The 13,709-nt window shown below is 64.5% G+C and carries 9 protein-coding genes; 6 read left to right on the top strand and 3 right to left on the bottom strand.

Annotated features, from left to right (window positions below; genetic code table 11):
- Positions 1–154: 154 nt before the first annotated feature.
- Entirely contained in the window at positions 155–1,867 is a 1,713-nt protein-coding gene (locus tag IFT71_RS18455) for a restriction endonuclease (protein ID WP_192142758.1), read from the bottom strand.
- Between the two features lie 579 nt (positions 1,868–2,446).
- On the opposite strand from IFT71_RS18455, the gene IFT71_RS18450 reads away from it, so the two are divergent.
- Both IFT71_RS18450 and IFT71_RS18445 read left to right on the top strand, forming a co-directional pair.
- Positions 2,447–2,995: a GAF domain-containing protein gene (locus tag IFT71_RS18450; protein ID WP_244655038.1), complete on the top strand. Its 549-nt coding sequence runs from the start codon at positions 2,447–2,449 to the stop codon at positions 2,993–2,995.
- On the top strand, positions 2,992–5,046 hold the full coding sequence (locus IFT71_RS18445; RefSeq protein ID WP_192142756.1) for a putative bifunctional diguanylate cyclase/phosphodiesterase: 2,055 nt from the start codon (positions 2,992–2,994) through the stop codon (positions 5,044–5,046). Before IFT71_RS18450 ends, IFT71_RS18445 begins: the two co-directional genes overlap by 4 nt.
- A 450-nt stretch (positions 5,047–5,496) precedes the next feature.
- Here IFT71_RS18445 and IFT71_RS18440 read toward each other — a convergent pair whose 3' ends face one another.
- Positions 5,497–6,048, bottom strand: a complete 552-nt coding sequence (locus IFT71_RS18440) for a hypothetical protein (RefSeq protein WP_192142754.1) — start codon at positions 6,046–6,048, stop codon at positions 5,497–5,499.
- A gap of 402 nt (positions 6,049–6,450) precedes the next feature.
- Between IFT71_RS18440 and IFT71_RS18435 the strand changes: the two genes are divergently transcribed.
- From IFT71_RS18435 to IFT71_RS18420, 4 genes are read left to right on the top strand one after another with little or no spacing between them, the layout of a single operon-like run.
- Entirely contained in the window at positions 6,451–6,750 is a 300-nt protein-coding gene (locus IFT71_RS18435) for a hypothetical protein (protein ID WP_192071693.1), read from the top strand.
- A gap of 55 nt (positions 6,751–6,805) precedes the next feature.
- Positions 6,806–8,068, top strand: a complete 1,263-nt coding sequence (locus tag IFT71_RS18430) for a TolC family protein (RefSeq protein WP_192142752.1) — start codon at positions 6,806–6,808, stop codon at positions 8,066–8,068.
- Entirely contained in the window at positions 8,065–9,219 is a 1,155-nt protein-coding gene (locus tag IFT71_RS18425) for an efflux RND transporter periplasmic adaptor subunit (protein WP_192071691.1), read from the top strand. Before IFT71_RS18430 ends, IFT71_RS18425 begins: the two co-directional genes overlap by 4 nt.
- Before the next feature lie 18 nt (positions 9,220–9,237).
- Entirely contained in the window at positions 9,238–12,456 is a 3,219-nt protein-coding gene (locus tag IFT71_RS18420) for an efflux RND transporter permease subunit (protein WP_192142792.1), read from the top strand.
- Positions 12,457–12,597: 141 nt separating this feature from the next.
- Here the strand turns inward: IFT71_RS18420 and IFT71_RS18415 are convergent, their stop codons facing one another.
- Entirely contained in the window at positions 12,598–13,698 is a 1,101-nt protein-coding gene (locus IFT71_RS18415; RefSeq protein WP_168427641.1) for an acyltransferase family protein, read from the bottom strand.
- Between the last annotated feature and the right edge of the window lie 11 nt (positions 13,699–13,709).

Below are 13,709 nucleotides of genomic sequence, written 5' to 3'. Positions count from 1 at the left end.
GCATTCTTCGTCTCCCAGCTACTGCCGTTCGTTCATCGGCTGAAGCAGGACCCACGTTGCTTCACAGCTGGTTTGTGAAGGACCGCCGTTGAGGTGTTCAAGCATGGTGCTGGTGTGATCGGTCGTCCTTCGCCGCGCCCATCGGCCGGCTACCTCATTGAAACCGCGCGGCGCGTGCGCCGGCAACGTCGATGCTGGCCTCATAGCCGTGCTTCTCAAGCAGGTGCAGCAGGTTAGCGCCGTTAAGCAGTGCCAGCGGCTTGTCGCTGGCAAAGCGGTAGGCGTCGGGGCCATAATCGGAGGTGGTGACCAAGATGCCGCGCGACGCGCCCTCGTTCATCACCGTGCCGTAGAGGTCGCGGACCGCGGCGACGCCAACCGTGCGGGTGTAGCGCTTGGCCTGGATGACGATCTTGCCGCCGCTGATCGGGTCGGGGTCGAAGGCGATGGCGTCGACGCCGCCGTCGCTGGAGGACTGGGTGACCTTCACCTCGCCGCCGCGGCTCAGAAACTCCTTCTCGAACAGCTCGCGGACGAGGTGCTCGAAGTCATCCCACGATATGGAGGCGAGATTGGTCCCCTGGTTGAGGGTGGAGCCGACCTCGCGGGCTTCGATGAACCGGCGGTCCTCGCGGTCCATCTCAATGACAGGTGGGACGGGCGCGAGCGCGGAGAGGCTGGCGGCAGAGACCCCCTTGAGCGCCTTGAAGCACGCCTTGGGATCGACGCGAGCGAGGTCGATGCGGCAGAAGTCGTCGCGCTTGGCGAGGACCGACAGGATGCATGATCGCCGCTGGAGCCCGGTGGCCGGATCCGCAAACTCGACCATGCCGTTGAAAAGAACCGCATCGACATTGCCGTCGACGTCGGCCTCGAACAGCTCGTGGATGGTTCTGAGGCATATCTGGTGACAGGCGCTGTCGAAGTTGGCCTTGCGGTCGCGCTCGGCGATCTTCGTCTCGACCAGCTCGCCGGTGGCCTTTACGAATTTAACCGACTTCGTCTGCGGCAGCCGGTCTGGGGCGGGAAGGTTGTAGGCCAGCAGCAGCAGGCGGTCGTCCGGCCGATATTGAACCTCGTAGGACTTCTCGAATAGGATACCGTAGTCCGAGTTCTCCAACACCAGCGATGCGTGTTCGATGACAGCATCGGGATCGCGGTCGGCGACCGCATCGCGCAGCGCGTCGACCTTGGAGTGGCAAGCGGCCTGCGCGGACAGGTGCTCGGCCTTGGCGCCGTGGTGCTCGGCCCAGAAAGCGGCCTCCCGCGCTTCCCAGTTCGTCATCGCGACCGCGTGCAGCGCCTCGCGCTCCGTTTCCGACCGCCGCCACTCCTCGCCGGCGCGGGCGTTGCGCGCCTTGGCCTGCTCCTCGAGATGGCGGCGCTTGCCGAGCAACCGATCAAGCAGGCCGACGTGCAACGCCTCGTAGGCGGGTTCCGGGCGGGGTACTGTGGTAGGCTGCGGTTCCGGGAAGCGGGACGGCATCGGGTATTCGCTGCGGTCCTTCAGCGTCTCCCAGTCAATGGCGTCATCGATGGTCAGCGTGTGAGCGAGGATGCGGCTTATGCGTTCCTGGTCGCGGATGGCATCGGCGGTCATGTCGTCGGCCGCGCCCTTGCTGGTCTGGAAAAGCCTTTTCGTCTCGAACGCGACCAGCTTTTCATCCCAGTCGGCTAACAGGGCGTCAACTTTGCTCTGAAGAATGAACAGCTCCGGCGCACCAAGCTCGCGGTGCAGGTTCATCGTCTTGTGCCGAATGTCGATATAGTAGCGCAGGATCCGGTCGCCGCGCGCGCTAAACTTGGCGCTGAGATTGCCGATTTCGAGCTTATCTAGGTTCGGCGAATGCAATGTGATGTCGGTCATTTCGGCAGTTCCCCTCGGCGTCTCCGCGCTGTCCTTGAGAGTCGAGCACGACGCGCGGTCGGCGGCAAGTCGGCTCGCAATTAATGAGCGGAAAGGCCGTTCATTTCGGTCGGCCCCGACGCTACGCTGCCCCTAAGCTACCTCGGTGCTTGCCGTGCTGCTTACCGTGAGTCAGCCTCACAGCAGACTGACGATGTGTTGCCTGATGATCGATCGGCCAGCCGTATCTGCAGTTGGTCGAGCAGGTGGTGGTCGGCAGCACGCCACCGGCCCATCACCTTTCCCGAGAGCATCGACGAGGCGGTCTGGCCTTTTGGCAGCTACTCACCTAGCCCCCTCCCGCAGTGAGACCCAGAACCGGACGTTCGCGCCCCTTCCCTCGCTTCCTAACTTCGGACGCTGGTTCATCTTTGCGAATGACCAATTTTTGAAGCCCGGCTATCGGCTCGCGAATGTCGTGATGAAGAAGAAAGCCGTCATTCCACTCCCTTGGTGATACTGGCGGTAAGCGAGCGTTTATTCAGCACTCTTTGCGGGGTACCAACTCATTCGAAACGGTTCTTTAATCGTTCGACGGTGATGGTGATCGCCGCCGCGCGCGATGAAGAGAGACGAATGCTGAAGAGCCTATTTAGAGAGCGAATGCGCTCTCACGCCGTTCGCGGCTTAAGCATTCTGGGTTCCGCTCCCGAACCCATATTTGATCGTTTCGTCGCTGCTGCAGCCAACGCATTCGATGCGCCGATCGCGCTCCTGTCCCTGATCCATGACGATCAACAGTGGTTTAAGGCAGGGCACGGCCTCGTCATTAATTGCATTCCGCGCGACAGTGGGTTTTGCAGCTTTGCACTCGATCGGCCCGAAATACTTGAGACCGCCGACCCTCAAGCCGACCCGCGGTTCGCTAACCTGCCAGTTGTCGCCGGTGAACCTTACATCCGCTACTATATCGGAGCGCCTCTTCGCCGAGTAAGCGGAATTGATGTAGGGGCGTTATGTATCCTCGACACCAAGCGTCGATCGCCCGCATCGGCAGACCAGAAAGCCTATCTGATCGGACTGGCCCGGCAGGCGTCGACGGCGCTTGAGGCGCGATTGGACTTGCTCACGCGGGGTGCTGCAGCATGATGCGGGTAGCGCTCTGCATAACGCAGGAGCATGATCTGCGCCTGGTCGGACTGGCCTTGCTGATCTGCCTGATCGGCTCCGCCGCTACCGTTCAGCTCTTCCATCGCGTGAGGGCGGCCGCGGGCTACAGCCGCTTCGGGTGGGTCGTGCTCACTGCGGTCAGCGCAGGGACCATGGTATGGGCAACGCATTTCGTCGCTATGATGGCCTTTCGAGCGACTGCGCCAGTGGTTCTGGATCCCATCCTCACCCTGTTTTCGCTTCTCGCAGTGACCTTCCTCGCGGTGCCCGGCTTGGCTCTCGCTGTGCAACGTCGTTCCTGGAGCGGCGCGGCTGGTGGAGGCATCATCGGTACTGGCATCGCCGTGATGCACTATGTCGGCATGGCGGCGTACCGTGTGGACGGTATCGTTACATGGGACTGGCGCTATGTCCTTGCGTCAGTCGTGCTCTCATGTGGACTAAGCGCTAGCGCATTTCATACTCTAAAGGGTCACAGCCGACTGCGTAACTCCAAGGCGATAGGGCTGCTCGCGCTCGCGGTTGCAGCTCTGCATTTTACTGGCATGGCCGCCATGCAGGTCACCGTGTTGCAACTTGGTGAAGGACTGTCGGATCTGACGATGGTCGCGCTCGCCATTACCACAGCGGTAGCGACTTGTATAATCGTCGGCTGCGCAGCGATCAGCGCCCTGATCGACGGTCACACCCAGACCGAATCCTATACCCGGCTGCGCCGGATGGCGATGCACGATGGTCTGACCGATCTGCCGAACCGCATCAGTTTTATCGAGGAGCTTGAGCAGCGTTTTCTGATCAAGGGCGGTTATTCCTGCATGGCCGTGGTCATGATGGACCTATCGCGCTTCAAGGTCGTGAATGATACCTACGGCCATCAGGCGGGCGACCAGTTGCTTGTTGCGCTTGCCGCGCGCCTCACCGCGTTCCTGCAGCCGGGCGAATGTGTCGCACGCCTTGGCGGCGATGAGTTTGCGGCGGTCATTTCATACCAAGGTGCAGGCGACCTGCATGACTTTCTGGGTCGGTTACGCGCTGCATGCGACGCACCCTTCGTTTTCGACCGGTTTACTGCAGCGATTTTAGCCAACATCGGCGTCGCGCTCGCCGCGCATGACGGGTTCGACGCCGACGTGCTTCTCGCCAAGGCGGACCTTGCCATGTACCGCGCCAAATCCGCGCATTCCGGCGAACCCTGCTTCTACGATAGTCAGATGGATGACGCGATCCGAGAGCGTCGCGAATTGATCGCTGACCTCAGGATTGCGCTCGATACAGAGGCATTCGAGCTTCACTATCAGGTCCAGGCGGCGCTCCCTTCGGGGGAAATCTCGGGTTACGAGGCATTGGTCCGGTGGAGGCACCCGACCAGGGGGATGGTTCCGCCATCAGAGTTTATCCCGCTGGCGGAAAAGAGTGGGGACATCGTCCCGCTCAGCATCTGGATTTTACGCCAGGCATGCTTTGAGGCCGCCCTGTGGCCCAACAGGCATCCCGTCGCCGTCAATCTTTCGCCGATACACCTTGCCGATCCGCGACTTGTGGACACGGTCCGGTCGGCACTGGAGGACAGCGGCCTGCCGCCCGAGCGGCTGTCGCTTGAGCTGACCGAAAGCGCCATCATCCACGACCGCCGGTTCGCGCTGAGCCAACTCAACGCTCTCAAGGCCATGGGCATCGCCATTGCCCTAGACGACTTTGGCGTAGGGTATTCATCCCTTGACGTTCTTCGGTCTTTCCCCTTCGACCGCATCAAGCTGGACGCGTCTTTCGTGGCTGAGATCGAACGTGACGATCAAGCAGTAGCAATCCTACGCTCGGTTGCGGGGCTAGGCCTGACGTTGAACATCCCGGTACTGGCCGAGGGTGTCGAACAGCTCGCACAGCTGTCGATTGTCGCAAGGGAAGGATGCTCGGCAATCCAGGGCTACCTAATAGGTAAACCCTCGCGTACTTTAGCCGAGCCTGATCGCGTCCGTCGTACGATGTTGCTGAAGCCCTGTGTCGTCGACGACGGAGCTTCATTCGCGTGAGTTTGGCCTTGCGGTCGGCAATGGCTGAGCGTGGAAGATCAGCCCGAATGTGAGACCATTTCTGCGACGCCCCAGTTTGTAACTCCAGCGTCTATGATTGAGTAGCCCTGCCCCACAGCAGGAGGCCGTAAGACCCAGATCCGGACATTCGCGCACCCTTTCCCGCTTCCTAACTTCAGACATTCGTTCACCCCCGCGCTGACTGCGCTTGCCCAGAATAGTCCGTTGTGGATGTTGTGAAGGGGAAGGAAAGCGGACCTTCCGCTTTGGGGCGCCACACCGCAGGAAACCGCCTACTGAACGGGTATCTTAGATGCATTAGTCTTTTGCATCGCCGCAGCCCCCGGTTTCCTGCCGTGCTTAGGCTGAAGCGAAATCCGTGAATTTTGCATCACAAACACAAACTCGGCCGCTTCTCGAAGCGATCATCGGAGAAGCGGCCTATCGAGATCACTCAGCGGGTACTGATCGCTTGAAGTAGTGAAATGGCACCCAGCTAGACACGTATATCCATCCTGCCTTTTTCATCTCCGCCGTTATCGACGCTGTGCCAATTTTACGTCGATATTCCCACAGGTGGGTAGTTGGCCGAAATACCAGTGTGAGAGCGCCAGTACGGACCAGTTCATTCCCCTTCCCGCCTTCCTCGCGCAGGATGCTCATCTCGTTGAACGCGGTAGCCCCAAGACGGACAATTTCCTCACCTTCTTCGCTCGCCAGTTCGTCCCCCATTTCGGCAGACTTGAACCGCTGCTGTGCCGCCTGTTTGGAGATGCCAAGGGCGTTTCCGATATCTGTCCAGCTCAACCCGGTTCGCCGTGCTGCGTCGATCCAGCGATGAAGGCTGATCCTTCCCTCATCTGCAACCAGGTGCGCTACCGTAATAGCTTCCGCAAACCCCTCTGCGGTTTCACCGGTAAAAGGAGGCTGACGGCCCGCTGCCCAGTCCAATACGATAGCGGCGGTTTGCTCCCTAACGGCCTGCTGCTCACTGATTTGCACGATCTTCTCCGACAATTATTTGTTGACGATGGGTCAATCGTTCATTGACCAACTGGAGTCGACATATCGTTGACGATCATATCAGAGGGACGATGCACAACTTTTGATTTTTCCATCAAGAATGACCGGGATGGAAAAGATCACCCTGAACGAATGGCTGCTTTCGGGCTGGCGAGCCGACGAGCTAAACGGCCGAGAATGGGCGACGGCACCCTGCCCTACAGCTTCCGGCCAGACCCATAGTCGGACGCTGAGAGGCTCCTCTCTGCTCCCCAACTCCGGTCACTCGTTCATTCTCAAACCCGGAGTGATTGTGTCGAGCCCCCGTACCCAGTTACAGCAACGCCGTTATCTGCTACCCGCGGATCGATGCGTAGGCTTTTGCCCCTCCTTGCCTGTCTAATGCTTGTCCTGACCGCATGGATCGGGGTGGCGCATGCGGCTGAGGTTGGCGGCTGCATCGAGACGAGCCAGTATGAAGCCGCGTCGCACGTCTATGGCGACGGCGATCAGGTCGCTGGCGACGCCGACAAAGGGTATCCGCATCATCATGGCAGCTGCCACGCGCATCACATGAGCGCGCCGGATGCCGACACGCTGGCCGGCATGGCTGGCCCGGCCGGTTCCACGCTGGCGTCCGTTTCCGACGCCGCACTCGTCGGCCGCGATGCCGACGCCGCCTTGAGACCACCCCAGGCCTGACGCGTCGATCGGGTGCGCCGTGCGCGCCCGCGTCCCCGTCGTCAGGAGCATCCAAATGCATCGCATCATCGCGGCCGTCATGGCCGCAGGGGCCTGCGCATCGTCGCTGCAGGCCCAGACCAGTCCGCCCGCCTCCGCGGAACCGGTCCTCACGCTCGCGGCGGCGCTCGCCCGCGCAGGCGCCTCCTCGCCTTTCGAGGATGCAGCGTCCGCCGGCGTCCGCGCCGCCGAGGCACAGCGTCGCGTCGCCGCGCTCCGTCCGAACCCGTCGGTCATCGCCGAGACCGAGAACGTCGCCGGAACCGGCATCTATCAGGGGTTGCGCTCGTACGAGACGACCGTCGGCCTCGCGCTGCCGCTCGAACGCGGGGGCAAGCGCAGCGCCAGGATCGGGGTCGCCGATGCGCTGATCGGCCGCGCCGGTCTACAGGCCGATATCGCGCGCGCCGACCTGAGGCTGCGCGTCACGCAGGCATATGTCGTCGCCATCGCCACGCAGCGCCGCCTCGGAATCGCCCGCGATCAGCGCGGCATCGCCGCAGAGGTCCTGCGCGTCGCCAGCGTGCGGGTGCAGGCCGGTCGGGCGTCGCCGCTCGAGGAACAGCGCGCCGAGGTCGCGCGCGTCGCCGCCGATGGCGCGGTCGAGCGCGCGGAGCGTTCCGCCGCAATTGCCGTGGCGAACCTCGCCCGGCTTCTTCGCATGGGTGTCGGACCGCTCGACGAGGCCTGGTTCCAGCGCGTCGATCCGATCCGCCCGTCGCCTGCTCCCGACGCCGCGCGCACGCTGACCGCCGCCGCGGCGCGCGCCGATCTGGATGCCGCGACGGCCCAGATCCGCCTCGCACGGAGCCAGCGCGTGCCGGACCTCACGTTTAGCGCCAGCGCACGCAGGCTCGAGCAGACCAACGACGTCGCGGCGGTCTTCGGCGTCTCGATCCCGCTCACCCTCTTCAACCGCGGCCGTGCCGCCGTCGCCGTGGCGGATGCCCAGCGCGACCAGTCGGCGGCGCTGCGCCGCATAGCCCTGCTCGACACCGAACAGGGCATCGCCGAAGCGCAGGTCGATGCAGCGAACGCCGCCACGACCGCGCGCAACGCGGCCGGCCCTGCCCTCGCCGCTGCGCAGGAGGCCGCGCGGATCGCGCGCATCGGCTACCGCGAAGGCAAGTTCGGCCAGCTCGATCTGCTCGACGCCGAACGAACGCTTGTCGAAACCCGAACCGCAGCGATCGATGCGCTGGCCGCCTATCACGACGCTCAGGCCCGTCTCGAGCGGCTCACTGCCGCCGCGCCCCTGCCCAAGGACACCGACCGATGACCATCGCCATCATGCGGGCGATCGCGCCCTTCGCCATCGCTCTGGCCGTCGCCGGCTGCGAACGCTCGCCCGAGCAGGACAGCAATGCCAGCGCCGGAGCGGGTGCCGAAAACGACAGGCGCACGGGCGATCCCGCGGTCGCCACTCTGTCGGTTCAGCAGATCGCCGATGCCGGCATCGAGGTGACCAGCCCGACGGTGGGTGGCGTGGCCGGCGCCATCGAACTTCCAGCGACGATCGAGGGCGATCCGCAGGGTGTGCAGGTCGTCGCCGCGACGATCGGCGGCAGGCTGGTCTCGCTCACGCGCAATCTCGGCCAGTCGATCGGGCGCGGCCAGACGCTGGCGATCATCGAGAGCCGCGAGGCGGCATCGCTCAACGCCGAGGTCGAGGCCGCGGTGGCGCGGTCGGCGCTCGCCCGGTCGAACCTGCGGCGCGAACAGCGCCTGTTCGCCGAGCGCGTATCGCCCGAACAGGATCTCGTCGCGGCCCGCACCGCCGCGACGGAGGCCGGTATCGCGCTGCGTCTCGCGCGGCAGCAGCTGTCCGCCACCGGCGGCGGCGGCGGTGCGCTCAACCGCATCGCGGTACGCTCGCCCATCGCCGGTCAGGTGATTGCCCGGTCCGCCACGCTCGGCCAGCAGATCGCGGCCGATTCCGAGCTGTTCCGCGTCGCCAACCTCGCCAAGGTATCGGTGACGATGTCGCTCGTCCCCGCCGATGCCGGACGCGTGAAGCCTGGCGCGCGCGTCGAGGTGACATCCGCCGGCCGTCGTCAGGACGGACGCGTCACCCTCGTCTCGCCGATCCTCGACGAGACCACACGGCTGGTCCCCGTGATCGCGACGATCGACAATGCCGCCGGGACGTGGCGCGTCGGCGAGAATGTCGGCGTCTCGGTCCTGCTTCCGGCCAGCGGCGACCGCAGCGTCGCGGTGCCCTCCGCCGCGGTGCAGATGATCGGCGACAAGCCGCACATCTTCGTCCGCACCGCCTCGGGGTTCAAGGCGACGCCGGTGACGCTCGGCCGCACCAATGGCGGCGCCGTCACCGTGACTGCGGGCCTGACGGGCGAGGAACGCATCGCCTCCACCAATGCGTTCACGCTTAAGGCCGAACTCGGCAAAAGCGCCGCGAAGGACGAGGACTAGGCCATGCCCACCTCGTCATTGCTCGCCCGCATCGTGACCTTCGCCGTCGAGAAGCGCTGGCTCGTCCTCCTCCTGACGCTCGCCGCGGCGCTTGCCGGGGTCTTCGCGATCCAGCGGCTGCCGATCGACGCCGTCCCCGACATCACCAACAACCAGGTGCAGATCAACGTGCGTGCCCCTGCACTCTCGCCCGACCAGATCGAGAAGCAGGTCGCCTTCACGGTCGAGACCGCGCTCGCGGGCATCCCCGGGCTCGAATACAGCCGCTCGCTCAGCCGCAACGGGTTTGCGCAGGTGACCGCCGTCTTCGACGAGAAGACCGACATCTATTTCGCACGGTCGCAGGTGGCGGAACGGCTGCGGACCGCCAAGGCCGACCTGCCCGACGGCGTGACACCCGAGATGGGGCCGATCGCCACCGGGCTCGGCGACATCTTCATGTGGACCGTCGAGTACCGCGAACTCGACCAGGTCAATCACCGCAACGGCGAGCCCGGCCTGCAGAAGGACGGCAGCTACATCACGCCCGAGGGCGACCATCTCGTCAGCGAACCCGACAAGGCGACCTATCTGCGCACCGTGCAGGACTGGATCGTCACGCCGCAGCTGAAGAGCAGCGCGGGTCTCGCCGGCGTCGACAGCCTCGGCGGCTATACCAAACAGTATCTCGTCGTCCCGGACATGCAGCGGATGGCAGCGATGAAGATCACGCTGCAGGACCTTGCCACCGCGCTCGAGCGCAACAACACGAGCGCCGGGGCCGGCATCGTCGACCGCAACGGCGAAGGCCTCGCCGTCCGCGCCGACGGTCGCGTCCGCAACGCCGATGAACTCGCCCGCACCGTCGTCGCGACGCGCGAAAGCGTGCCGATTCTTCTCAGCCAGATCGCCACCGTCCGTACCGGCCAGGCACTGCGCATGGGATCGGCATCCGAAAACGGCCACGAGGTCGTCGTCGGCACCGCGGTCATGCGGATCGGCGAGAACAGCCGCACCGTCTCGACCGGCGTCAGCAAGCGGCTGGACGAGATCGGCCGCGTGCTGCCCGTCGATGTCGTGGTGAAGCCGGTGCTCGACCGCACCGAGCTGGTCAATTCGACGATCGCGACCGTCGGGCGCAACCTCGCCGAAGGAGCCGTGCTGGTCATCATCGTGCTCTTCGTGCTGCTCGGCAATTTCCGCGCCGCGCTGATCGCCGCGCTGGTGATCCCGGTCACGATGCTGCTCACCAGCATCGGCATGCTGCAGGCCGGGGTGTCGGCGAACCTGATGAGTCTGGGCGCGCTCGACTTCGGGCTGATCGTCGACGGCGCCGTCATCATCGTCGAGAACGCGCTTCGTCGCCTTGGCGAGGCGCAGCACGGCCGGGATGAACCGCTGTCGCTGCGCAACCGCCTGGATCTGATCGCAGCATCAGCGCGCGAGATGATCCGACCGTCGGTCTATGGCCAAGCCATTATCATCCTCGTCTACGCCCCTCTGCTGACCTTCACCGGCGTTGAGGGCAAGATGTTCGAACCGATGGCGCTGACCGTCATTATTGCGCTCGTCTTCGCCTTCATCCTGTCGATGACGTTCGTCCCCGCGGCGATCGCGATAGGACTGAGCAGGCCGGTCGACGAGCAGGAGAGCCGCATTATCGGCTGGCTGCGTCGCCGCTACGAACCCGGGCTGGGCAAGGCGATGCGCCGCCCAAGCTTGACGCTCGGGATCGCGGTCGGCGCGCTCGCGATTGCCGGGGTCGCCTTCACCACGCTCGGCCAGGAGTTCCTGCCGCAACTCGACGAGGGCAACATCCTCGTCCAGGCGGTCCGCATTCCCGGCACCTCGGTCGACCAGAGCCAGGCGATGCAGTTCCAGGTCGAGAAGATGCTCGCGCGCCAGCCCGAAGTCCGTTTCGCCTTTTCGCGCACCGGCACGTCCGAGATCGCAAGCGATCCGATGCCGCCCAACGCCACCGACACGTTCGTCATCCTCAAGCCGAGGGCGCGGTGGCCCGACCCTGCCCTCGCCAAGGCAGAGCTGGTCGAACGGATCGAAAAGCGTCTCTCGACGCTGCCCGGGAATGCGTACGAGATCACGCAACCGATCCAGATGCGCTTCAACGAACTGATCGCCGGCGTGCGCGGCGACATCGCGGTCAAGGTGTTCGGCGACGACTTTGGTGGCATGAATGCCGCGGCTGAGCGCATCGCCGGGATCCTGCGCGTGACGCGTGGCGCAGTCGACGTTCGCGTCGAGCAGACGAAGGGCTTGCCGATGCTCGACATCCGGCCGAACCGCATGGCGATGTCGCGGATCGGAGTCACCGCCGGCGACGTGCAGGATACGGTGGCGGCGGCGATCGGCGGGCGTGAGGCTGGCCTGATCTTCGAGGGCGACCGTCGCTTCCCCGTTGTGATCCGCCTGTCCGAAGCGTCGCGCTCCGACCTGACGCAAGTCGCGCAGGTGCCGGTGCCGACGTCGGGCGGCGGGTTCGTCCCGCTGTCGACGGTTGCCGACATCGCGGTCGTCGATGGGCCCAACCAGATCAGCCGCGAGAACGGCAAGCGACGCGTGGTCGTCCAGGCGAACGTCCGCGACCGCGACGTCGCCAGCGTCGTAGCCGACGCCCGTGCGGCCATCGACGCTGAGGTCAGGATGCCGCCCGGTATCTATGTCGAATGGGGCGGGCAGTTCGAGAACCTCGCCTCCGCACGCGATCGGCTGCTCCTTGTCGTGCCCGTCTGCTTCGCGGTCATCATGCTGCTGCTGTACGGCGCGCTCGGGTCGGTGCGCGACGCGGTGATCGTCTTCACCGGCGTACCGCTCGCGCTGATTGGCGGGGTGCTCGCGCTCGTGGTGCGCGGCATGCCGTTCTCGGTCTCGGCCGCGGTCGGCTTGATCGCGCTGTCGGGGATCGCCGTGCTCAACGGTCTGGTCATGGTGTCGTCGATCCACGACCTGATGGCGCGCGGCATCGACAGGGTCCGCGCCGCGCACGACGGCGCGCTCGCCCGCCTCCGCCCTGTCGCCATGACGGCGCTCGTCGCCAGCCTCGGCTTCGTGCCGATGGCGCTCGGCCACGGGGCCGGGGCTGAAGTGCAGAAGCCGCTCGCGACCGTCGTCATCGGCGGGCTTATCTCGGCGACGCTGCTGACGCTCTTCGTCCTACCAACGCTCTACGCACGGTTCGGCGAATGGCGGGAGTTGGCGGATATGACATCCAGGGACGAACTTGATCGGGGGAATGCTTGATGAGCAAAAATCGCGACGACCCATTTCCGGACTTTCAGAGCCCCCCGGTTCGTTCCCAACTCCGGCCATTCATTCAGGTGGGATACCATGGATATCCGCATCAGGTCATTCGCCGGAACCGCTCTGGCCAACGATGACATGTCAGTAGCGGCCCCTTTGCTCGACCCGTCGCCGCTGCAAGGCCAGACGAAGCGGCAGGTCCCACCAGCGGTAAGCGGCAAAGGCGAAGGCTATCGTGAAACCATAGAGGGCCGCCGCAACCGCCACCGTGGCCCATGTCGTCGTGCCACCGGCAGCGATCCAATTCATGTACAGGTACACAAAGGGATAATGCGTGATGTACAGCGGGTAGGATAGCTGCCCTGCCGCACGGCATAGGCGGCTCACCATCCGACCGCCGCCCGAATGCCGCCCCAACACGATGATCGCTGGAAACAACAGAAGGACGCAGAATGCCTGATACAGGCCGTTCAACTTGAGGCCACCGTAGCTGGGCAGCACGGGGGCGGCGAAGACGACGCAGAGGATCAGGCTGAGCGGCACGAAGCCGATGCGCCATCGCGGCAGCCGGTCATGCAGGCGGAAGATCAGCAGACCGGTGATGAACGGATAGGCAAGCCGCACAGGCGCGCCCCAGAAATTGGCAAGCCCCCAACCGGTGTCGTAAGACCCCAGCGACAGCGCCATCGCCGCGGACACCAGTCCAGCGATAAGCGCTGTTATCGCCAGCGCTTGCGTTCCGAGCCGCCGGAGCACCAGCGCATAGGCCAGATTGCCGATATATTCCTGTAACAGCGTCCAGGCGGGGGCATTCAGCGGATGGCTGTCCCCCAAGCGGTTGGCCAGCGGCGCGGATGGCAAAGCGAACAACGCCATGACGAACGCGAACACGATGAGTATTCCCGGCGCATTCTGCCGATTGCCCGCGAACGGGTCCGCCACATAGCTGAGCAGCCCCAGCACCGCGCCCAGCACGACGAGGGGGTGCAGCCGGATCAGCCGGCGGATTAGGAACTGGCGTGTCGACATCGTTCCCCAACGATCGTCATAGGCATAGCCGACGACGAAGCCCGACAGCGCGAAGAAGAAATCGACAGCCAGATACGCATGCGGCAGTAGCAGTTGTGGCGCGTTGAATAGCACCGTTATGCCCTGGATATGGAACGCCACCACCAGCAGCGCTGCGGTGCCGCGCAGCCCGTCGAGAACCTCGAAATGAGCCTTGCCGTCCCGGATCGGCACCACGGCATCCA

It is taken from the genome of Sphingomonas sp. CFBP 13733 (assembly GCF_014841795.1).
GTDB classification, from domain to species: Bacteria; Pseudomonadota; Alphaproteobacteria; order Sphingomonadales; family Sphingomonadaceae; genus Sphingomonas; species Sphingomonas aerolata.
The sequence above is the reverse complement of the archived record's forward strand: the minus strand, read 5'-3'. Positions and strand labels throughout refer to the sequence as shown.

Bases quoted from the DNA above. Each gene is read 5' to 3' on its own strand.
- IFT71_RS18425 (WP_192071691.1), top strand. From the start codon at position 8,065: ATGACCATCGCCATCATGCGGGCGATCGCGCCCTTCGCCATCGCTCTG.
- IFT71_RS18450 (WP_244655038.1), top strand. From the start codon at position 2,447: ATGGTGATCGCCGCCGCGCGCGATGAAGAGAGACGAATGCTGAAGAGC.
- IFT71_RS18435 (WP_192071693.1), top strand. From the start codon at position 6,451: ATGCTTGTCCTGACCGCATGGATCGGGGTGGCGCATGCGGCTGAGGTT.
- IFT71_RS18430 (WP_192142752.1), top strand. From the start codon at position 6,806: ATGCATCGCATCATCGCGGCCGTCATGGCCGCAGGGGCCTGCGCATCG.
- IFT71_RS18445 (WP_192142756.1), top strand. From the start codon at position 2,992: ATGATGCGGGTAGCGCTCTGCATAACGCAGGAGCATGATCTGCGCCTG.
- IFT71_RS18455 (WP_192142758.1), bottom strand. From the start codon at position 1,867: ATGACCGACATCACATTGCATTCGCCGAACCTAGATAAGCTCGAAATC.